Origin of the sequence: Pseudarthrobacter chlorophenolicus (assembly GCF_000962805.1) — a bacterium.
GTDB lineage: Bacteria > Actinomycetota > Actinomycetes > Actinomycetales > Micrococcaceae > Arthrobacter > Arthrobacter chlorophenolicus_A.
The window spans coordinates 119,744-140,490 of sequence record NZ_JZTW01000010.1; the positions used below are offsets into that span (position 1 = coordinate 119,744).

A 20,747-nucleotide genomic window follows, 5' to 3' on the forward strand; every position below is an offset into this window, starting at 1 on the left:
CCCGCGCTAGTCGGGCAGGATCCGGCGGACCACCGCGTCGGCCAGGAGCCTTCCCTTCAACGTCAGGACCAGCGTCCCGCGGAATGCTGCGCCCGGATCCACCAGCCCCTCGGCTATCAGCCCGGCGATCTGGTGCCGCCCCACTGTATCCAGGCTCGCCACTTCCAATCCGGACTGAAGGCGGGCCTCAAGCATGACCCGCTCCACGTTCCGGGTTTCAGCGTCGAGGGTTTCGCGTCCGGCCGCCGGTGAAATGCCCTGCGCCAGCCGGCCCGCGTACGCGGTGGGATGTTTGACGTTCCACCAGCGCACACCGCCCACGTGCGAGTGCGCCCCCGGCCCAATCCCCCACCAGTCATCGCCGCGCCAGTAGGCGAGGTTGTGGCGGCAGGCCTGCTCGGGAGTGCGCGCCCAGTTGCTGACCTCGTACCACTCCAGCCCTGCAGAGGTGATCAGGCGGTCGGCGAGCTCGTACTTGTCGGCGTGATCGTCGTCGTCGATACCCGGGACCTCACCGCGCCGGATCTGTGCCGCCAGCTTGGTGCCGTCCTCAACGATCAGCGCATAGGCGCTGATGTGGTCCGGCCCGTAGGACAACGCAGTCTCCAGGGAGTACTGCCAGTCGGCCAGCGACTCACCAGGCGTCCCGTAGATCAGGTCGAGGCTGACCGCCAGGCCGGCGTCGCGGGCCCACTGCACCACCTGGGGAACCCTGCTCGGGGTGTGGGTGCGGTCCAGGACCTTCAGGACGTGCGGAACGGCGGACTGCATCCCGAACGAGACCCGCGTAAAGCCGGCATCCCTGAGCACAGCCAGGGACTCCGGTGTCACCGAGTCGGGATTCGCCTCAGTGGTGACCTCGGCGCCTTCCTCGATCCCCCACTGGTCGATAGCTGTCCGAAGAATCAAGGCGAGATCTTCCGCCGGCAACAGCGTGGGCGTGCCGCCGCCGAAGAAGACGGTGCTGAGCTTTCGGTCCGGCACGCCGGAGCCCTTGAGCACATCGGCCGCAAACGCTACCTCGGACGCTGCCGTACCGGCGTAGGCATACTGTGAGGCACCGCCGCCGAGTTCGGTGGCAGTGTAGGTGTTGAAGTCGCAGTACCCGCAGCGCACAGCGCAGAATGGGATGTGGACGTACAGCCCGAACGCGCGGTCCCCCGCACCGACGGCCGCCTGCGGAGGCAGGATGCCGTCCGACGGCGCCGGGTCACCGAGGGGAAGTACGCTGGGCATCAGCGGGTACCCCGCTGCGCGGTGGTCACTTCTTTTTGGCCTTATCCTTCGATTCGTCGGTGGTGAGCGCGGCGATGAACGCTTCCTGCGGCACCTCCACGGTGCCCACCATCTTCATGCGCTTCTTGCCTTCTTTTTGCTTCTCCAGCAGCTTGCGCTTACGCGAGATGTCACCGCCGTAGCACTTGGCCAGGACGTCCTTGCGGATGGCCCGGATGCTTTCGCGGGCGATGATCCTGGAACCAATGGCCGCCTGGATGGGCACCTCGAACTGCTGCCGCGGGATCAGTTCGCGGAGCTTTCCGGTCATCATCACGCCGTAGGCGTACGCCTTCTCCCGGTGCGTGATGGCACTGAAGGCATCCACCTGTTCGCCCTGGAGCATGATGTCCACCTTCACGAGGTCGGCGACCTGTTCGCCGTCGGCCTTCCAGTCCAGGGAGCCGTAGCCTCGGGTTTTGGACTTGAGGATGTCGAAGAAGTCGAACACGATTTCCGCCAGGGGCAGGCGGTAGCGGATTTCCACCCGGTCCTCGGAGAGGTAGTCCATGCCGCCCATGACGCCGCGGCGTGACTGGCACAGTTCCATGATGGCGCCGACGAACTCGTTGGGGGCCAGGATGGTGGCGGAAACCATGGGCTCGCGGACCTCGGCGATCTTGCCGGTGGGGTACTCGCTGGGGTTGGTCACCCGGACCACCTTTTTGTCTTCCAGGGTCACCTCGTACTCCACGTTCGGAGCGGTGGAAATGAGGTCGAGGTTGTACTCGCGCTCCAGGCGTTCGCGGGTGATCTCGAGGTGGAGGAGGCCCAGGAAGCCCACGCGGAAGCCGAAGCCCAGCGCCGCAGAGGTTTCGGGTTCGTACACCAGCGCAGCATCGTTGAGCATGAGTTTCTCAAGGGCATCGCGCAGTACCGGGTAGTCGGCGCCGTCCAGCGGGTAGAGGCCGGAGAACACCATGGGTTTGGCATCGGCGTAGCCGGGAAGCGACTCGGCGGCCGGCTTGGCCAGGTTGGTGACGGTGTCGCCCACCTTGGACTGGCGGACGTCCTTCACGCCGGTGATCAGGTAGCCCACTTCGCCAACGCCCAGTCCCTTGGAGGGGGTGGGTTCCGGGGAGCTGACGCCGATTTCCAGGAGCTCGTGGGAGGCCCTGGTGGACATCATCTGGATGCGTTCACGTGGGTGGAGCATGCCGTCCACCACGCGGACATAGGTCACCACGCCGCGGTAGGTATCGTAAACCGAGTCGAAGATCATGGCACGGGCCGGGGCGTCGGGATTGCCTTCCGGCGCCGGCAGGTCGCGGACGATCTTGTCCAGGAGCGCTTCCACGCCAACTCCGGTCTTGCCGGACACGCGCAGCACGTCCTCGGGATCGCCGCCGATGAGGCTGGCAAGCTCAGCTGCATACTTTTCCGGCTGCGCTGCCGGAAGATCGATCTTGTTCAGCACCGGGATGATGGTGAGGTTGTTCTCCATCGCCAGGTACAGGTTGGCAAGCGTCTGGGCCTCAATACCCTGGGCCGCGTCCACCAGCAGGATGGCGCCCTCGCAGGCCGCAAGGGACCGTGATACCTCATAGGTAAAGTCCACGTGGCCCGGGGTGTCGATCATGTTCAGCGCGTAACTGACGCCTTCAACCTCCCACGGCATGCGCACGGCCTGCGACTTGATGGTGATGCCGCGTTCGCGCTCAATGTCCATCCGGTCCAGGTACTGGGCCTTCATGTCACGCGCCTGGACCACGCCGGTGGACTGCAGCATCCGGTCAGCGAGGGTGGACTTGCCGTGGTCAATATGCGCGATGATGCAAAAGTTCCGAATAATAGCCGGATCTGTCGCGGCGGGCACCGGTGCGGTGCGGGCCATGGGAGACACGCAGGGTCCTTACTGTTGGCTTTTCCGCGGCCCCCGGCAGGCACACCACATGCTGCCCGCGGATTAGCCGCACTTCTTCAGCCACCAGTGTCCCACGTCCTGGCCACTGGCACCGCATTACCTGCATGGGAGCCACCCCGCCTGCAGCGCCCGGGCTATAGGGTGGCCGCATGGCTATCAACTTCCGCATGCTGGGTGACGCTGTCCGGGCCGGCCTGAGGCTGCTTCGGAACGCGGACAAACCAACAGCGCATCAGCGTCCCGCTCCGCGACCTGCCCGCACGGAAGCAACAGGCACCCAACGCGGCGTTCCTCCTGCAGGCTATCCCGGGGATTTCAACGGCAGGGCTGAGATCCGTTATGCGCCGCAGCCGGACGGCGAGCCCGATCCGGGCGAAGTCGTGTGGACGTGGGTCCCCTTTGAAGAGGACTACTCCCGCGGCAAGGACCGGCCCGTCCTCATCGTGGGGCGCAACGGAAAGTACCTGCTGGGGCTGATGCTCACCAGCATGGACCGGGTACCGGAAGCGTCCACCTCCGGGGCCTATATAGATGTGGGGGCCGGCGGATGGGACCGCCAGGGCCGGCCCAGCGAAGCGAAACTGGACCGGGTGCTGCAGATCCTCCCGGACAGCATCCGCAGGGAGGGTGCCGTACTGGACCGGGGGCGGTTCGATGCCGTTGCCGCCGGGCTCCGGAAGCGACACGGCTGGACCTAGCACGAAAACTGGCCAGTGGCGCAGCTGACCTGCTAATATTTTTAGCTGTGTGTCCGTGCAGGTCGACGGTCACTGATGGTTGGCCGCCATAGGTATCCCCACGCCGCTCAGTCAAGGCCAGCTTGAAAGCCCTCTAGACCATTTCCGCATTACAAAGAGAGTTCACACGTGGCGAATATCAAGTCCCAGAAGAAGCGCATCCTGACCAACGAAAAGGCACGCCTGCGCAACAACGCAGTCAAGTCCGAGCTGAGGACGGCCATCCGCGCCGTCAACACGGCCGTTGAGTCCGCCGACAAGGACGCTGCTGCTACTGCGCTCGTTTCTGCCAGCCGCAAGCTGGACAAGGCTGTCAGCAAGGGTGTTCTGCACAAGAACAACGCAGCGAACCGCAAGTCGGCGATCTCCAAGAAGGTCAACGCACTGTAAGGTTTCCAGTTCCATGAACTGATGGATGTGGCCGGTACCCCTCGGGTACCGGCCACACGCCTTTAAGCTCCGGGATACCTCATTGGTGGTCATTGGTGGTCATTGGTGGTCCCCATAGACCATTCCCAACGCACCGCGCTGATGTCTGACCGGTGCGTTGCTCCTGCCCTTGCCGCTACCTGCCCTGGACGGACATGGAAATCACCGTCACCGCATGTTCCACGGCGTAGACGGGGTCGCGGGACAACCCCTTCACCTGTGCATCAGCTTCAGCCGTGGCCTGGATGGACCGCACCAGTCCGTCAGGGGTCCACCGGCGTACGTCACGCTGGGCCTGTTCAACCAGCCAGGGCTGCATTCCCAGCTCGGCCGCAATCTGGGCCGCGGATCCGGATGCGCCGGCAACCCGGGCCACGGTCCTGAGCTTCGCAGCCAGCGCTGCAACCAGCGGTACGGGGTCTGCCCCGGTGGCCAGTGCATGGCGCAGAGTGGAAAGGGCCAGCGGACCGTTTCCGGCCATGGCGGCATCAGCCACCTTAAACGCCGTAGCTTCCACGCGCCCGCCGTAATAGCGGTCCACGACGTCCGGCGTGACAGTCCCGGTCGAGTCCGCAATGAGTTGGCTGCACGCTGCCGCAAGCTCGGACAGGTTGGCTCCCACCGCATTCACGAGGGCCAGCACAGCCTCCTGGTCGATACGGCGCTGGGCTTCCTTGAATTCGGCGGACACGAAGGCCATCTTGTCCGTGTCCTTTTTCAGCGGCTGGCAGTCCACCACAGGCCAGCCGCCCTTCCGAACAGCGTCCAGGAGCTTCTTGCCACGCGCACCCCCGCCATGACGGAGGACCAGGACGGCATCATCCGCCGGCTGGCCGACGTAGGACAGCGCGTCGGTGAGGAAGGCCTCATTCATGGCTTCCAGCGCTTCGACTTCGATCAGCTTGCTCTCACCGAAAAGCGAAGGGCTGACCTGCATCAGGAGGGACCCGGGTTCGTAGGCCGCAGCGTTGATCCGGCTTACCTCAACGTCCGGAGCCGCCTGGCGGACCTGGGAACGGACGCTGTCCATGGCCCTGATACCCAGGTAATCTTCCGGCCCGCTCACCAGGACAATGGCCGCGGGAGTCACGTCCCGCCAGGCTGCCGGATTCGACGCCGGCGGGCGGGTTCCGCGCTTTTGCGCAGCAGCCATGGTGGGTTCCTTCCGGAAAGATCTGTGGGAAATTCAAGCCTGCCACGTCTGCGCCAAACCGCAAAGCCGCCGTAGAAGGGGCCGCTGGCTGACGAGTCCGGGCAGTGCCGGCGCCGTGCGGCCCCGGGGCGTCCTTCCAATAGCCACAGAATCCTGACCACCCGGCGATGGCACCGGAAAACGAGGGCAATGATGTTGCGGGGCCGTGCGACTGCCCAGACGGCGGCAAGGGTGAGGGCTGACAGAACCGCCATTGTCAGCAGACCCGGAACCCCCTCGGGCCACGGCAACGACGAACCCGGAAGCCTGGCAAAGAACCGGGCCGTCGCAGCAACACCGGCGCTGAAAGTGCCCGCCACGGCGATCATCGGCACAGCCACCCACGGGGCAGCGGCCAGCAGCGGAACGGCGGCCGTTCCCAGCAGGGTCACCGGAGCCACCAGCGGGGCCGCGGCCACATTGGCCACCAGCGCGAAGGTGGAGAATTGCGGCTGCAGGAGGACGATGACGGGGCCGCACAGCATCTGGGCCGACAACGGCACCGCAACAGCCGCGGCTGCCCAGCGGGGCACGGCCGCAGGAGTCCAGTCCATGATGCGCCTGCCCAGCAGGATGATGCCCAGGGTAGCCAGGACGGAAAGCAAGAACCCGAAGCTGCCACCCAGCGACGGATCCAGGAGCAGCAGGCCGATGACTGCCAGGCAGAGAAAACTGAGCCCGCGGCCGGTCCGGCCACCGGCCAGGGCAGCAATTCCAACAGCACCCATCAGGGCCGCGCGCAGGACGCTGGCGTCAGGGCCCACCAGCACAACGAAGAGCCCCAGTCCGGCCAAGGCGGTGCCGGCAGCCGGAACCCGTGGGAGACGGAGCCTGCGGCACCCCGCCAACAACGCACCGAGGACCAAGCTGCAATTGGCCCCGCTGACAGCTGTCAGGTGCGTCATGCCGACGGTTTTCATGGCATTGGCCAGGCCTTCATCCATAGCGCTGGTGTCTCCCGTGACCATGCCGGGCAACAGCCCTGCAGCATCGGCCGGCAGGAATGCGGAAGCACCCACAAACCGCGCACGCAGGTCCTTGGCGGCTGCTTCCAGCCCCCGACCGCTGCCCCTCAGGCCAGGGGCGGTGGCCGCAGACATGTTGCCCGCCTCCAGCCTGCCCGGATCCGGCGGCCGGAGCTTGCCGGCAACACGCACCGTCTGCCCCGGGACCAGCCGTTCCCAGTCCTTCCCGCCGGTCACGACGAGCAGCGCCCGGGTCCGCAGCACCACACCGCCGGTGCTTACCTCCCGCGTCCACACGGCGACGGACCATCTGGCTGAAGCCCCGGACTGGCCGGGCGTGGGAAGCGGCCGCGGCGCCCCGGCGACCTCCAGCACCGCCACCACGGACTTTCCCGCCGCCACCGCCTCGGCCAGAGGCCCCTCGGACCGCTGGCTGGAGGACACCGAAGAGTGGGCCGCCGCTGCCACCGCGAGCAGCAGGCCCACCGCAGCCGTCGCCAGGAAACTCCTCCCCGCCGGACGGTGCCCCATCCAGGAGCTGCCGCCTGCACGACAGTTCCTGCGTGTCCTGCTGCCCCGTAAAAGCATTAGAAATGAAGCAGCCAGGACGGTCAGGGTGATGCACAGTCCCAGCAATACGGCCGGCGCCAGCCAGAGCCCGCTTGCGGCGGCGCCCCAGACCAGGACAGCCGGTAAGGCGAGGCGGACATCGGTGCGCTTCCGGGGGCCGGTGCCTCCGCTTGACGGTCCGCTCTCCCCCGCTGGGGCGCCCCGGTCTGGAATTCCCAGCCGGCGCCGGGCATCACCGATGGCCCTTTCCCGGGCAGCCCGGAGGGCGCCCTTTCTCCGGCCTGCCACGGTGGCCGTCTTCCTGGCCGCCGGTGCCGGGCTGTTCCCGCCACGTGCATCGAGTTGGCCTGCAACCGCGGTCCGGCCTGCGTCCCCGGGAGACGGCCCTTCCTTTGAACCCCGGACCGCGGACTCGACAAACCGGTTCCAGGGGCTCGGAGGCCGCTGCCCCAAACTCTGTGCCGGGCTTTTCCCGTCTTCGGCAACCGGCATGTCAGACCGTCACCAAGGGCAGCAGCGTTTCGAGCATCTTGGGGCCAACGCCGTCCACAGCGTCCAGGTCTTCGACCGCGCTGAAGGGACCGTGCTCTTTTCGCCAGTCGACGATCCGCTGGGCCAGGACGGGGCCAACCTTGGGCAGGGCGTCCAGCTCATCGACGCCGGCAGTGTTGATGTTGACCCTGCTACCCGCTCCGGCGGCCCCGGGCGCAGCGGTACTTCCCTGGCCTTGGGGGCCTGCGCCGCCTCCGGCCGGCTGTTCCCCATTACGGGGGATGTGGATTTTCTGTCCGTCTTCCGCCACGGCTGCGAGGTTGAGGACGTCCAGGTCGGCGTCGGCAGCCGCACCGCCGGCAGCCGCAATGGCCTGATGGACCCGGCTACCGGCCGGCAGCGTTACCACGCCGGGTGCCAGTACGGCTCCTGATACGTGGACCACCATGGCATCCGCTGACGCCTTGGAAGGCTCGTCCGCGGCCGCGCCTTCCCCAAGTCCGCCCGGGGCGGCCTGACTTTCCGTTGCTGCCTCCGCTGCCGGGGTGCTCTCGCGGCTGACGGTGTTCAACGGCATGATTTCCGGCCGTCCACCGGCGGTCTGCCACCAGAACAGGACACCGGCGGCGACGGCCAGCAGGCCAACCGCTACGGCGAGCCGCAGGCCCAACCTCCAGCGCACCGAAGGTCCGGTGCCAGCCGAGGCCTGCGTGCTCCCGCCGCGCTCCGCCGGCGGAGAAGCTCCGGCGACCAAATCACCGGCCTCCGCGTCGCGGTACTCGAAGCCCCCGCCGTCGTTGTCCTGTGCCTGGTCAACGGCCAGCATCCCGTTGGACCCACCACCCAGGGTTGCCTGCAGCCTGGCCCGGGCATGGAGCGCCCGCTGGCCTGCTGCTGCAGCATCCCGGCGTGACATATCTCAACGCTAAGGATCGTGCCGGTCCGGCAACAGCCACGCCCGGGCCTATGTGGAAAGGCTCCCGGGCGCGGTGTCGGCCTGGCCTACGATCACCGCAAGGACGCCCAGGCCGGCATGGGCAGCCAGGACGGCGGGCAGCGAGCTGATCTGCGGCGGCGGGCACTGCGGCAACGCGGCCGAAAGCCGAACGGCAAGGCTTTCAGCCTCCTCCGGATTCCCGAAGTGGTGGACCGCCAACCGGACACTGTTGGCGGGACGGGCCTGGGCATCGGCAGCCACGATTTCCTCCAACCGCGCCACGGCCTTCGCCGCCGACCGCACCTTTTCCAGCGGGATGATCTTGCCGTCGTCCACCGCGAGGAGGGGCTTGATGGCCAGCATGGTTCCCCACAACGAAGCGGCGGCGCCGATGCGTCCGCCACGGCGCAGTTGTTCCAGGCTGGGAACATAGAAGTACACCTTGGTGCGCTTCGCTTGGGCCTCGGCCTCCGCGGCAACTTCCTCCTGCCCGGCTCCCCCGGCGGCAGCCTTCACAGCGGCCTGCACGGCCATGCCCTGCGCCATGCCCACAGTGCGTGAGTCGATGACCTGCACGGGGATGCCCACGCGTTGGGATGCCAGCCGGGCCGAGTCAGCCGTTCCGGAGAGATCCCCCGAGATGTGGATGGAAACCACCGACTCGTATCCCTGTTGCTGCAGCGACCGGTAAGCCTGTTCAAACTGCCCGGGCGAAGGGCGCGATGTTTTGACCTGGGTGCCCGCAGCCAACGCCAGGGCAATGTTTTCCAGGATGTCGTCCTCGCCCTCACCGTAAATCTCCGAACCCACCATGACGGGCATCGGGGTGATGGTGAGGAGGCTGTGCACCGGCAAGCTGCGGAGATAGCCAACCGGCAGCGCCGCCGCGGAATCGGTGACGACGGCGGTACGCGCCACAGGCGCGCCCGCACCCGAGGCGGCTACGCCGGGCCTGGCTGCCGGACGCAGCGCGGAAAGGCGTGCCCGGACCCAGGGCCAGGGGGCGGCTTTACTGTTGGGCACATTGCCTCCTGGTGTCCTCATGCAGGGTCCGGAAAAGCCGGAACCGGCCACCCTGTCACGGGCGGCCGGTTCCGGCTTTGGTTGCAGCAGCGGCTAGGCCGGAACGATGTTGACCAGTTTAGGTGCCCGGACGATGACCGTGCGGATGCCGCGGCCGTCCAGTGCGCGCTGCACGTTCTCCGAGGCCAGGGCCAGTTCCCGCAGGCTGTCCTCGGAAATGTCCGGAGAGATTTCCAGCCGGTCCCGGACCTTGCCCTGGACCTGGACCACGGCCGTGACGGTGTCCTGGACCAGCAGGGAAGGATCGTGCGCGGGCCAGCCTGCGTTGGCCACGGAGGCCGGGTGGCCCAGCACGTTCCACATGTCCTCAGCCGTGTACGGGGCAAACAGGCTGAGGATCACTGCCACTGCTTCGGCCGCTTCGCGCACTGCGGGGTCAGCCCCGCCGGCTCCGGAGTCGATGGCTTTGCGGGTGGCGTTGACGAGTTCCATCAGCTTGGCCACCACGACGTTGAACTTGTTGGAGTCAAGCAGTTCGGCGGCGTCTGCAATGGTGCGGTGCGTGACGGAGCGCAGCCCGCGGTCGCCGGTGCCGGCCCCGGTTCCGGGGGCGCTGGTCACATCCTGGGCCAGGCGCCATGCCCGGGCGAGGAACTTCGCGGAACCGGACGGGGAGACGTCTGCCCAGTCAACATCGTCCTCAGGCGGGGACGCGAAGACCATGGTCAGGCGGACGGCATCCACGCCGTACTTGTCCAGCTGCTCGCCGAGGTCCACCCCGTTGCCCAGGGACTTGCTCATGGCTTTGCCGCCATTGAGCACCTGCCCCTGGTTGAGCAGGGCGCTGAAGGGCTCATTGGCTTCAATGAGGCCAAGATCGTTGATGACCTTGGTGAAGAAGCGGGCATACAGCAGGTGGAGGATGGCGTGCTCGACGCCGCCGACGTACTGTCCCACCGGCATCCAGTCGTTGATCTTGGCCGGATCGAACGGCCCCCCGGTGTAGTCCGGTGAGACGAAGCGCAGGAAGTACCAGGACGAATCCACGAAGGTATCCATGGTGTCCGTGTCGCGCTTGGCGGCACCGTGGCAGTTGGGGCATTCCACGTTGACCCAGTCTTCGGCCGCGGCCAGCGGGGAGGTGCCCTTCGGGGCCAGGTCCTCGCCGCGCAGGTCCGACGGGAGGGTGACGGGCAGCTGCTCGTCCGGCACGGGAACCTCGCCACAGGAGGGGCAGTGGATGATGGGGATGGGCGTGCCCCAGAACCGCTGGCGGCTGAGGAGCCAGTCACGAAGCCGGAAGTTCACGAACTTCTCGCCGGTGCCCTGGCGCTCCAGGATGGCAATGGCCGCCGGAATGGCTTCTGCCTTGGGCAGGCCGTCCAGCTCGCCGGAATTGATCAGGGTGCCCTCTCCGGCGGTGGCGGTGCCCGTAGCGGCAGGGTCCTCCTCGCCGGTGTCCAGGACGGCACGGACGGGCAGGTCGAACGTCTTGGCAAAATCCAGGTCGCGCTGGTCGTGGGCAGGCACGGCCATGATGGCGCCGGTTCCGTAGTCCGCGAGGACGTAGTCCGCAGCCCACACCGGCAGCTTCTCGCCGTTCAGCGGATTGACGGCGTACCGGCCGGTGAACACGCCGGTCTTTTCCCGTTCGGTGGACTGCCGCTCAATCTCGGAGAGGGCTTTAACCTTTTCCCGGTATTCATCCAGGGCCGCGGCGTGCTCGTCAGTAACGAGTTCGACGGCGAGAGGAGCGTCCGCTGCGACGACGAAGAACGTGGCGCCGTACAGGGTGTCCGGGCGCGTGGTGAAGACCGTGACGTCCTTGGCGGGCTTGCCGCCGTCGGCCTCGATGACGAAGTTGACGTGCGCACCTTCGGAGCGGCCGATCCAGTTCTTCTGCATCGCCAGGACCCGCTCGGGCCAGTGTCCGCGGAGCTGTTCCATGTCGTCGAGCAGGCGGTCAGCGTAATCGGTGATCTTGAAGTACCACTGGTTCAGTGACTTCTTGGTGACCACGGTGCCGCAGCGTTCGCAGGCGCCGTTGACCACCTGTTCGTTGGCCAGGACGGTCTGGTCCTTGGGGCACCAGTTGACCGGGGAGTTTTTCCGGTACGCCAGGCCGCGCTCGTAGAAGCGCTTGAACAGCCACTGGGTCCAACGGTAGTACTCGGGATCGGACGTGTGCAGCCGGCGGGACCAGTCGGCGGAGATGGCGTAACGCTTGAAGGACGCCGCCTGGGTGTCGATGTTGGTGTAGGTCCACTCACTGGGGTGGGCGTTGCGCTTGATGGCAGCGTTTTCGGCCGGGAGTCCGAAGGAGTCCCAGCCGATCGGGTGCAGCACGTCGAAGCCCTGCTGGCGAAGGTAGCGGGCCACCACGTCGCCCATGGCGAAGGCTTCCGCGTGGCCCATGTGCAGGTCGCCGGAGGGGTAGGGGAACATGTCCAGCACGTAGCGGCGTTCCTTGGAGCCGTCGTCGAGCGGGGTGAAGACCTTGAGGTCCTCCCACACCTGCGGCCATCTGGTCTCCATCGCGGCAAAACTGTAGGTGCCCTCTTCGGGCCCATCTGCCGCCACTGCTGCTGTTCCGGTGTCTGTCTCCGGCTGAACGCCCACTGCTGCCCTCTTCTGTTCTGTTACGGCACGTGTGCTGCCATAACGGCCTGATCCCCCTGCTGCCGGCCCGGTCTGGCCCGGACATACAAAAGCCCCTCGACCAAGGAGGGGCTGCCGCTCAGCTGTCCGATAGTCGGAGCCGGCGGCTAACTAAGCAGAAGGATCGCACGCATAGACCTACTTTAGCGCACCCGCACACCCCCTCAGCGTATGTCGCAAACGAGCGGCTGAGGGAGCGGCAACCGGAAGAGAGGGGCCGGAGACTCCCCGCCATGGTGTGGTGGGCACCGCGATGGGCCCCCTGCTGCGAGGGCCCCGACACGAGTCTTGCGAGTGTCAGGGAGCAGCAGGGGACGGGCGGGCGGGAGTCTCCGGCCCCTCTCAGGGCCAGTTGCGGGCTACTTCACGTCCTCGTCGACCCACTCCATGGACTTGGTAACCGCCTTGCGCCAGAGCCGCATCTGGCGCTCCTGCTCAGCCTGGTCCATCTGGGGGTCCCAGCGCTTGTCCTCGGACCAGTTGGACGAGAGCTCACCGAGGTCCTTCCAGAACCCCACGGCCAGCCCTGCCGCGTACGCTGCGCCCAGTGCCGTGGTCTCGATGACCTTCGGACGGATCACGGGAACGCCAAGGATGTCTGCCTGGAACTGCATCAGAGCATCATTGGCAACCATGCCGCCGTCGACCTTCAGCTCCGTCAGCGGAACACCGGAGTCCGCGTTGACCGCGTCCAGCACCTCGCGGGTCTGGAAGGCCGTTGCTTCCAGCGCCGCGCGGGCAATGTGGTTCTTGTTGACGAACCTGGTGAGGCCCACGATCGCACCACGAGCATCCGGGCGCCAGTAGGGGGCGAACAGGCCGGAGAACGCCGGGACGATGTAGACGCCACCGTTGTCCTTAACGGATGCGGCCAGAGACTCGACCTCGGGGGCGCTGCTGATCATGCCCAGGTTGTCCCGCAGCCACTGGATGAGCGAACCGGTGACAGCGATGGAGCCTTCCAGGGCGTAGTGGGGCTTGGCGTCGCCCAGCTTGTAACCCACAGTGGTGAGCAGCCCGTTCTTCGAGTGGACGATTTCCTCGCCTGTATTGAAGATCAGGAAGCAGCCGGTGCCGTAGGTGTTCTTGGCTTCGCCGGTTTCGAAGGCCGCCTGGCCGAAGGTCGCCGCCTGCTGGTCGCCGAGGATGCCCGCCACCGGGGTTTCACGCAGCAGCTGGGAAGTGTGGACAGTTCCGTATACCTCCGAGGACGACTTGATCTCCGGCATCATGCTGCGCGGAACGCCGAAGATGCCGAGAATCTCCTCATCCCACTGCAGGGTTTCCAGGTCCATGAACAGTGTCCTGGAGGCGTTGGTGACATCGGTGACGTGCACCCCGCCGTCAACGCCGCCGGTCAGGTTCCACAGCACCCAGCAGTCGGTGTTGCCAAAGACCAGGTTGCCGGCCTCCGCCTTCTCCCGTGCGCCGTCAACGTTGTCCAGGATCCATTTGATCTTCGTGCCGGAAAAGTAGGTGGCCAGCGGCAGGCCCACCTTCTGCTTGAACCGGTCACCGCCGCCGTCCTTGGACAGCTCGTCAACGATGTCCTGCGTCCGGGTGTCCTGCCACACGATGGCGTTGTACACGGGCTCGCCGGTGGTCTTGTCCCACACCACAGCGGTTTCGCGCTGGTTGGTGATGCCGACGGCGGCGATATCGTGCCGGGTGAGGTTCGCCTTGGACAGGGCGGAGGCGATGACTTCGCGGGTGTTGTTCCAGATTTCCGCAGCATCGTGTTCCACCCACCCTGCTTTGGGGAAAATCTGCTCGTGTTCCATCTGGCCTGAGGAGACAATGGCGCCGCTGTGGTCGAAAATGATGGCGCGCGTACTGGTGGTGCCCTGGTCGATGGCGATTACGTACTGGTTCATGGTGACGTCCTTGTCTGGTTGGTGGATGGGTTGGATCAGCTGTTCAGGCTGCTGCGGTGATGATGATGGGGGCGATCTTGGCTACGATGCCGCCGAGGGCACCGCCCACCAGGGGGCCCACGACGGGAATCCAGGAGTAGCCCCAGTCACTGGAGCCTTTGCCCTTGATCGGGAGCAGGGCATGGGCGATGCGGGGGCCAAGGTCACGGGCCGGGTTGATGGCGTACCCGGTGGGGCCACCCAGGGATACGCCGATACCGACGACAAGCAGTGCAACAGCGAGCGGGCCGAGGCCGGAGGGGGTGCCGCCGAAGGTGAGGATGACGAAGACCAGCACAAAGGTGCCGATGATTTCTGTCACCAGGTTCCACGGGGTGGAGCGGATGGCGGGGCCGGTGGAGAAGACGCCGAGCTTGCTGGCGGCGGCTTCTTCCGTATCGAAGTGCTGCTTGTAGGCGAGCCAGCAGACCACAGCGCCAAGGAAGGCGCCCACCATCTCACCGGCGAAGTAGGTCAGCGTTGAGGCCACATCCACGGGGACATCGGGCGCGTACTCCGCCTTACCGTTGATCAGCAGTCCGAGGGTCACGGCGGGATTCAGGTGCGCGCCCGACTTGGCAGCGACGAAAACGCCGGCGAAAACGGCGATACCCCATCCCCAGGTGACCATCAGGAATCCGCCGCTGTTGCCTTTCGTTCCCCGCAGGGCAACGTTCGCGACGACGCCGCAGCCCAGCAGGGTCAGCATCGCCGTCCCGAACACCTCGGATAAGAAAACAATTCCAAGAGACATCTTTGACTCCTCTTTTTATTTGGTTGTCGGCCCTTCGCGGGTTGAAGGGCCATGGGCCGGGGAGGGTTTTCCCGCCCCGGCTGGCAGCCCGGCCTTAAGCGACCAGGCTGTGCGTTTCCACCCGGTGCAGCCGTTGCAGGACTTCCTGGGCGTGGCTGACCTCAGCGCTCCGGGCAGCAGCGTCCCACTGCAGCGGAACGGACAGGATGCCGGCCACCTCGTTCAGGAGTTCGCCCGTCACGAGTCCCCGGAAAGCCAGGGAGGTGCGCCGGATCAGCACATCCACGAGGTGGCCCACCTGTTCGTGGGCTGCCATGAACTCAAGTTCGCGGACGCTCAGTCCGCGGGTTGAGTGCAGGAGCCGGTCCGGACCGGCGTCGAGGTATTCGATCACCGCTTCGGCGCGGGTGCCGTACCGGGTCAGGAGCCCGGCAGTGCGGTCCGCGTCCCGGCCGTGGCCCATGTGGGCCTTGATCCACCGCTGCACTCCGGCGTCGTCCGCCGGGAACCCTGCACCGCCGCCGATGGGCAGCTGCGCCGTGGAGATTTTGCGGTGCATGCCGAGCTCTGCCAGGACCTCGTTGGTGAGGTGTTCGGCAAGGGCACGGAAGGTGGTCCATTTGCCGCCCACCAGGCTGAGTACGACGGCGCCGGTCCCCGTGGGTGCCGGGCGGCGGGATTCGATGCGGTAGTCACGGGAGACGAAGCCCGGCTGGGTGGCATCATGCCTGGGCAGCGGCCGCACCCCTGAGAAGGTGTAGACAATCTGGTTGCGCGTGACCGGGATGTTGGGGAACACATGCCCCACCAGGTCGAAGAAGTAGTCGATTTCCTCGTCCGTGCAGACGGAGTCCTGTGACATGTCGGCATCGACATCGGTGGTGCCAACGAGTACCCGGTCCCCCATCGGGTAGATGAGGACGATCCGGCCGTCAGTGTGTTCGAAGAATATTTCCCGGCCCCGGCAGGCAGCGAGCAGTTCCGGAGAGTCGAGCACAATGTGGGAGCCCTTCGTACCGCCCATGAACCGCGACGCGGTGCCCATCGCTTCGTTGGTCAGGTCCACCCAGGCGCCGGTGGTGTTCACGATGACGTCGGCGGTGAAGTCGAACTCCTCCCCCGTCAGCTCGTCGCGCAACCGGACGGTGCCGCCCTTGCCGGTGCCGGGATTGGGGCGGGAGGACATGGACTGCAGGGAAAGGTAGTTGCTGGCTCGTGCCGTGCTTCCCTGGCCGGCAGCTGCCCCCGGAGTCGACTGGCCTGCCTTCTCGCCGTCCTGCAGCACATCCAGGGTGAGGCGCTCGGGGTTGTGCACCGAGGCGTCGAAGTAGGTGGCCGCGTATTTGACGTCGGGACGAAGGTCCGGCAGTTCTGCGAGGGCCCGCTTGTGTCCACGGAACTGGTGCCGCGGAACACTGCCGCCGTCCCTGGAGAAGGAATCGTAGAGGCTCAGCCCCAGCTTGATGAGGAAGGCCCCGCGCTCCTTCGGCTTGCCCTGCTGTTTGTGCGTCACGAACCGCAACGGCGCCGAAAGGATGCCGGAGAACGTGCTGAAGATGGGAATGGTGGTCTGCAGCGGCTTGACGTAGTGGGGTGCGATCCGCAGCAGCCTGTTGCGTTCAACCACTGATTCGCGGACCAGCCGGAACTCGCCGTTTTCCAGGTAGCGGATGCCACCGTGGATCATGTGCGACGACGCTCCGCTGGCGCCCTGGCAGTAGTCGCCGCGCTCCACAAGGGCGACGTCAACGCCCTGCAGTGCGAGGTCCCGGAAGGTTCCGACGCCGTTGATGCCACCGCCGACCACCAGCACTTTCGCGTGCGGCCGGAGCCTGAGGTTGTGGACGGAATTACGTTCCGCTGCCGGCTTTGGCGCGGGTGCTGCGGATGGTTGGACAGTTGGATCCTTGGGTCCCAAAACGACTCCCTTGGGCTTTGCGTGCATGGTGCGTCCGCGCCGTGGATGCGGCGCTGTATGCACCATTCTTTGGAGTAATGGAAAATGGAGTCAAGCACTATGCACAAATGTGCAGATCGGACCGGAAATGGCCCCCTCCCGGCATGCAGACGCGCTCCGCGCTGCACAAATGTATTACCTGCAGGACCTCACCATGGATGCGATAGCCCGCGAACTCCGAACGTCCCGCTCCACGGTGTCGCGGCTGCTCTCAGCTGCCCGAGACTCCGGCCTGGTGCAGGTGCAGATCCGCAACCCGCTCGATACCGGCCCCGAGCTCGAGGGCATGATCCGCAGGCGTTTCAACGTCGATGTTCATGTGGTCCCCGTGCTGGAGACCCTGAACGAGGCGGAAACCCTTGACCGCGTGGCGATCCAGGCTGCGCGCACCATCGGACCGCTGGTGGATTCCAACGCCATTATCGGGGTGGCCTGGGGCTCCACCCTGAGCGCGGTGAGCCGGCACCTGACCAGGAAGATCACCCACGACAGCGTCATCGTGCAGCTGAACGGCGCGGGCAACATGCACACCACCGGCATTACCTATGCGAGTGACATCATGCGCAGGTTCGGCAGCGCCTACGGTGCCCGGGTGGAGCAGTTTCCGGTGCCCGCCTTCTTCGACCACGCCGCCACCAAGACAGCGATGTGGAATGAGCGCAGCGTGCAGCGCATCCTCGAACTGCAGGCCAAGATGAGCATCGCCATCTTCGGCGTCGGCTCCGTGAATGCCGATTACCCGAGCCATGTATACGCCGGCGGCTACCTCGATGAAACGGACCTCAACATCCTGGCGACATCCGACGTTGTGGGCGATGTGGCTACGGTGTTCTTCCGCAGTGACGGCTCCTCGGACGGCATCATCCTGAACGAACGCTCCACGGGGCCGGGCCTTGCCCAGCTCAGGCAGGTCCGCCGAAGGATCTGTGTGGTCTCCGGAGTGTCCAAGATCAACGGACTGCGCGGCGCCCTGGCAGCCAACCTGGCCACCGACCTGATCCTGGACGAGGCCACCGCGCGCCGCCTGGTGGATTTCGAAAGCCTGGCCCCACGCAATGGGTAGAGTCGGAACCATGAAAACCTCACCGCGGCTGAGCCTTAACAACGGCGTGCTGATCAACCAGCTCGGGTTCGGGCTCTACAAGGTGCCACCCGCCGACGCCGCAGGGCTGGTGCAGACCGCGCTCGCCGCCGGCTACCGCCACTTTGACACAGCTGCCATGTACGGCAACGAAACCGGCGTGGCACGGGGCCTCAGCGCCCAGCTCGGCTCCCCCGCTACGGGAATTAGCGGAGGATCCGGGGAACTTTATCCGGGCATCTCCAGGGAAGACATTTTCGTCACCACGAAACTCTGGAACGACCACCATGGCTACGACGCCGCGCTGCGCGCCTTCGACGACTCCATGGTCAACCTGGGGCTGGACTACGTGGACCTGTACCTCATCCACTGGCCGTGCCCGCGCAAAGGCCTGTTCCCGGAAACCTACCGCGCCCTCGAAACGCTCTATCGGGAGGGCAGGGTGCGGGCCATTGGCGTCAGCAACTTCCAGCCGGCCCACCTGGACCGGCTGCTGCAGACCGCCGAAGTGGTGCCAGCCGTCAACCAGGTCGAACTCCACCCCTGGCTCCAGCAGGAGGATCTCCGCCACAAGCACACGGAACTCGGCATCCTGACCGAGGCATGGAGCCCCCTGGGGCGCGGCCAGGTCCTGGCCGACCCCGTCATCCAGGCGTGCGCTGCCGAGCACCGGCGGACCCCTGCGCAGGTCATCCTCCGATGGCACATGCAGCTGGGCCACGCCGCTATCCCGAAAGCCAGCTCAGAGGCACGCATCCGGGAGAACCTTGACGTCTTCGGGTTCGAGCTGTCGCCGCGGGACATGACGGCGCTCGCAGGCCTGGACCGCGGGCACCGCACAGGCTCCCACCCGGACAACGTCAACTAGGACCGCGCATGAACACAACACACCCCGGCACCGGCACGCCCGGCGTCTTCAGCGCGGACCTGGCGGCCCGCACCACTTCTTCGACGATTGACCTCGACGGCACGTCAGTTGCCTATTGGACCTACGAGCCGGTGCAGGTGCAGCCCGGAACACGGACCATCCTGGTCATCCACGGATTCCGCGGTGACCACCACGGACTCCTGCGGGTAGCAGACCAGCTCCCCGACATGAGGATCATCATGCCGGACCTGCCCGGCTTCGGCAGTTCCGCGGCCTTCCCGTCCGGGGCCCACTCGGTGGAACAGTACGCCCGGTTCATTACAGCCTTCATGAAGGCCCTGTCCCTCGGGCCGGACACAGTTCTGCTGGGGCATTCGTTCGGATCCATCGTCGCCTCGCACTTCGCCGCCCGCCACCCGGGGGCCGTGAACCCGCTCATCCTGGTCAACCCCATCGCCGCCCCGGCCCTGGAGGGTCCCAAGGGAATCATGACCAGGCTGGCCGTCCTGTACTACCGCCTCGCCGCCCGCCTCCCGAACAGGGCCGGCCAAGCGCTGCTCCGCAACCGGCTGATTGTCCGGATCATGAGTGAAACCATGGCCAAGACCGGGGACAGGGAGCTCCGCGCCTTCATCCACGGCCAGCACCACGCCTACTTCAGTTCCTTCGCGGACAGGGACAGCCTGCTGGAATCCTTCACGGCCTCGGTCAGCCACCACGTCAGTGAAGTGGCCGCCGGCCTCAGCCTTCCCGTGCTGCTGATCGCCGGGGAGAAAGACGAGATTGCCACCCTGCCGGACCAGCACAAACTCCTGGCGCTCCTGCCTGACGGGGAACTCAAGGTGATCCCCGGCGTCGGACACCTCATCCACTACGAGACACCGGAACCGGCCGCCCGCCATATCCGCACCTTCCTAAAGGACCACCCCGCGTGAAGATCGTCATCGACGCCCGATTTACCCGCACCGACCACCACGACGGCATCAGCCGCTACGGCGCCAGCCTGATAGCGGCCACGGCCAAGATCGCGGACGTCAGCATGCTGATATCGGACACGCGGCAACTGGCCCTGCTTCCGGACGTTCCCTACACCCTCATCAACAGTCCCGTCTCACCGCTGGAACTGTTCGTCGCGCGCAAGGTGAATCCGCTCAACGCCGATGTGGTGGTCTGTCCCATGCAGACCATGGGAACCTGGGGACGCAAGTACGGGCTGGTGCTGACGCTGCACGACCTGATCTACTACGAACACCCCGCCCCGCCCGGTTTCCTCCCCGCGCCGGTGCGGCTGCTGTGGCGGCTCTACCACAAGGCCTACTGGCCCCAGCGGGTGCTCCTCAACCGGGCCGACACCGTGGCCACCATCAGCCGGACCACCGAAGCCCTGATCGCCAAGTACCGCCTGACCCGGCGTCCGGTGCGGATCATCAGCAACGCGCCCCAGCCTGCGCAGGAACCGCGCAGCCCCGGCGACGGAGCCGAAAAGACCATCGTCTACATGGGCTCATTCATGCCCTACAAGAACGTGGAAACGATGCTGGCCGGTATGGCCGGCCTGCCCGGCTACACCCTGCACCTGCTGAGCCGGATCACGCCCGAGAGGCGCGCAGAGCTGGAACTGCTGGTCCCGGCCGGAGCCTCCGTGGTCTTCCACAACGGGGTAACGGACGCGGAGTACGACTCATACCTGCGTACGGCCACGGCCTTGGTCAGCCTGTCCCGCGCCGAAGGCTACGGCCTTCCGCTCGTGGAAGCCATGGCCCTGGGGACACCGGTGATTGCCAGCGACATTCCGATTTTCCGGGAAGTGGGCGGGGACGCTGCCACCTATGTCGATCCCGCTTCGCCATCCCAGTTCTCGGCGGCAGTGGCCCGGTTGCAGGATGACGAGCACTGGCAGGAGATCTCCCGGCTGTCCGTTGCCCGCGCCAACGAATTCACGTGGGATGAATCAGCGCGCCAGCTGATGGACACGGCCGGGGAAATCGTGGCGAAACGGCGCCGGTAACAACCTCCCGCCCCGGAGCCGGCT

General features: G+C 66.1%; 16 protein-coding genes. 6 read left to right on the forward strand and 10 right to left on the reverse strand.

Annotated features, from left to right (window positions below; genetic code table 11):
* Window positions 1–6: 6 nt before the first annotated feature.
* Both hemW and lepA read right to left on the reverse strand, forming a co-directional pair.
* Window positions 7–1,236, reverse strand: coding sequence for a radical SAM family heme chaperone HemW (gene hemW, locus UC32_RS11890; protein WP_045731419.1), 1,230 nt, complete (start codon window positions 1,234–1,236; stop codon window positions 7–9).
* 25 nt (window positions 1,237–1,261) lie between these two features.
* Window positions 1,262–3,118 carry a translation elongation factor 4 gene (lepA, locus tag UC32_RS11895; RefSeq protein ID WP_082072088.1) on the reverse strand — a complete coding sequence of 619 codons (1,857 nt, stop codon included), beginning with the start codon at window positions 3,116–3,118 and terminating at the stop codon, window positions 1,262–1,264.
* Between the two features lie 170 nt (window positions 3,119–3,288).
* Between lepA and UC32_RS11900 the strand changes: the two genes are divergently transcribed.
* Complete coding sequence (locus UC32_RS11900; protein ID WP_045731421.1) at window positions 3,289–3,837, forward strand: type II toxin-antitoxin system PemK/MazF family toxin; 549 nt, start codon at window positions 3,289–3,291, stop codon at window positions 3,835–3,837.
* 168 nt (window positions 3,838–4,005) lie between these two features.
* Window positions 4,006–4,266 (forward strand): 30S ribosomal protein S20, encoded by a 261-nt coding sequence (rpsT, locus tag UC32_RS11905; RefSeq protein ID WP_015937172.1) that lies wholly within the window; start codon window positions 4,006–4,008, stop codon window positions 4,264–4,266.
* Between the two features lie 175 nt (window positions 4,267–4,441).
* Here the strand turns inward: rpsT and holA are convergent, their stop codons facing one another.
* From holA to UC32_RS11945, 8 genes are all read right to left on the reverse strand, one after another.
* Window positions 4,442–5,458 carry a DNA polymerase III subunit delta gene (gene holA, locus UC32_RS11910; RefSeq protein WP_045731422.1) on the reverse strand — a complete coding sequence of 339 codons (1,017 nt, stop codon included), beginning with the start codon at window positions 5,456–5,458 and terminating at the stop codon, window positions 4,442–4,444.
* Complete coding sequence (locus UC32_RS11915; RefSeq protein WP_235423654.1) at window positions 5,392–7,320, reverse strand: ComEC/Rec2 family competence protein; 1,929 nt, start codon at window positions 7,318–7,320, stop codon at window positions 5,392–5,394. The genes holA and UC32_RS11915 overlap by 67 nt, the downstream gene beginning before the upstream one ends.
* A 205-nt stretch (window positions 7,321–7,525) precedes the next feature.
* A complete protein-coding gene (locus UC32_RS11920; protein ID WP_045731424.1) occupies window positions 7,526–8,440 on the reverse strand; it encodes a helix-hairpin-helix domain-containing protein in 915 nt (304 codons plus the stop codon).
* Between the two features lie 48 nt (window positions 8,441–8,488).
* The gene (locus tag UC32_RS11925; RefSeq protein WP_152642607.1) at window positions 8,489–9,484 is read right to left on the reverse strand and encodes a DegV family protein; all 996 of its coding nucleotides are present in this window, start codon (window positions 9,482–9,484) and stop codon (window positions 8,489–8,491) included.
* A gap of 93 nt (window positions 9,485–9,577) precedes the next feature.
* A complete protein-coding gene (gene leuS, locus UC32_RS11930) occupies window positions 9,578–12,103 on the reverse strand; it encodes a leucine--tRNA ligase (RefSeq protein ID WP_045731425.1) in 2,526 nt (841 codons plus the stop codon).
* Window positions 12,104–12,501: 398 nt separating this feature from the next.
* Window positions 12,502–14,016: a glycerol kinase GlpK gene (gene glpK, locus UC32_RS11935; protein ID WP_045731426.1), complete on the reverse strand. Its 1,515-nt coding sequence runs from the start codon at window positions 14,014–14,016 to the stop codon at window positions 12,502–12,504.
* Between the two features lie 43 nt (window positions 14,017–14,059).
* Window positions 14,060–14,809 (reverse strand): MIP/aquaporin family protein, encoded by a 750-nt coding sequence (locus UC32_RS11940; protein WP_045731427.1) that lies wholly within the window; start codon window positions 14,807–14,809, stop codon window positions 14,060–14,062.
* Window positions 14,810–14,903: 94 nt separating this feature from the next.
* Window positions 14,904–16,754, reverse strand: a complete 1,851-nt coding sequence (locus UC32_RS11945; RefSeq protein WP_235423655.1) for a glycerol-3-phosphate dehydrogenase/oxidase — start codon at window positions 16,752–16,754, stop codon at window positions 14,904–14,906.
* A 100-nt stretch (window positions 16,755–16,854) separates the two neighbouring features.
* Between UC32_RS11945 and UC32_RS11950 the strand changes: the two genes are divergently transcribed.
* From UC32_RS11950 to UC32_RS11965, 4 genes are read left to right on the forward strand one after another with little or no spacing between them, the layout of a single operon-like run.
* Entirely contained in the window at window positions 16,855–17,829 is a 975-nt protein-coding gene (locus UC32_RS11950) for a sugar-binding transcriptional regulator (protein ID WP_045731454.1), read from the forward strand.
* A 10-nt stretch (window positions 17,830–17,839) separates the two neighbouring features.
* Entirely contained in the window at window positions 17,840–18,715 is an 876-nt protein-coding gene (locus tag UC32_RS11955) for an aldo/keto reductase (RefSeq protein ID WP_045731428.1), read from the forward strand.
* Between the two features lie 8 nt (window positions 18,716–18,723).
* Entirely contained in the window at window positions 18,724–19,650 is a 927-nt protein-coding gene (locus UC32_RS11960; RefSeq protein WP_045731429.1) for an alpha/beta fold hydrolase, read from the forward strand.
* The gene (locus UC32_RS11965) at window positions 19,647–20,723 is read left to right on the forward strand and encodes a glycosyltransferase family 4 protein (protein ID WP_045731430.1); all 1,077 of its coding nucleotides are present in this window, start codon (window positions 19,647–19,649) and stop codon (window positions 20,721–20,723) included. Before UC32_RS11960 ends, UC32_RS11965 begins: the two co-directional genes overlap by 4 nt.
* Window positions 20,724–20,747 lie beyond the last annotated feature (24 nt).

Excerpts from the sequence above, each read along its gene's own strand:
- holA (WP_045731422.1), bottom strand. The coding sequence starts at position 5,458 with ATGGCTGCTGCGCAAAAGCGCGGAACCCGCCCGCCGGCGTCGAATCCG.
- UC32_RS11950 (WP_045731454.1), top strand. The coding sequence starts at position 16,855 with ATGGCCCCCTCCCGGCATGCAGACGCGCTCCGCGCTGCACAAATGTAT.
- UC32_RS11945 (WP_235423655.1), bottom strand. The coding sequence starts at position 16,754 with ATGCACGCAAAGCCCAAGGGAGTCGTTTTGGGACCCAAGGATCCAACT.
- UC32_RS11960 (WP_045731429.1), top strand. The coding sequence starts at position 18,724 with ATGAACACAACACACCCCGGCACCGGCACGCCCGGCGTCTTCAGCGCG.
- UC32_RS11940 (WP_045731427.1), bottom strand. The coding sequence starts at position 14,809 with ATGTCTCTTGGAATTGTTTTCTTATCCGAGGTGTTCGGGACGGCGATG.
- UC32_RS11955 (WP_045731428.1), top strand. The coding sequence starts at position 17,840 with ATGAAAACCTCACCGCGGCTGAGCCTTAACAACGGCGTGCTGATCAAC.
- glpK (WP_045731426.1), bottom strand. The coding sequence starts at position 14,016 with ATGAACCAGTACGTAATCGCCATCGACCAGGGCACCACCAGTACGCGC.
- UC32_RS11920 (WP_045731424.1), bottom strand. The coding sequence starts at position 8,440 with ATGTCACGCCGGGATGCTGCAGCAGCAGGCCAGCGGGCGCTCCATGCC.
- UC32_RS11900 (WP_045731421.1), top strand. The coding sequence starts at position 3,289 with ATGGCTATCAACTTCCGCATGCTGGGTGACGCTGTCCGGGCCGGCCTG.
- hemW (WP_045731419.1), bottom strand. The coding sequence starts at position 1,236 with ATGCCCAGCGTACTTCCCCTCGGTGACCCGGCGCCGTCGGACGGCATC.